The sequence below is a fragment of the Methylophaga sp. SB9B genome (assembly GCF_004832235.1).
Classification (GTDB): Bacteria; Pseudomonadota; Gammaproteobacteria; order Nitrosococcales; family Methylophagaceae; genus Methylophaga; species Methylophaga muralis.
The window spans coordinates 1-254 of record NZ_SSXS01000063.1; the positions used below are offsets into that span (position 1 = coordinate 1).

1 protein-coding gene is annotated in these 254 nt (G+C 42.9%); it reads left to right on the forward strand.

Annotated features, from left to right (window positions below; genetic code table 11):
- Positions 1–254 (forward strand): 2OG-Fe(II) oxygenase (locus E8Q33_RS15145; protein WP_136555723.1); only part of this gene is annotated, 254 nt, incomplete at both ends.

Genomic DNA, 254 nt, shown 5'->3' on the forward strand with positions numbered 1-254 from the left:
GATCTGCCGATGATGATGACCTTACGTGGTTATTCAAGACAAAAAGACGGCCGCATCCATACTGATTCGAAAACCAAGTTGGTGACCATTTTGATTTATCTCAATGAAAGTTGGGATGCAGCAACGGGGCGTTTACGAATTTTAAATAATGCTCACGACATGGAAGATTATGTGGATGAAATCATTCCTGGCCCAGGTTCACTGGTGGCATTTAAAGTGACGGATAATTGCTGGCATGGCTATCCGAGTTATGA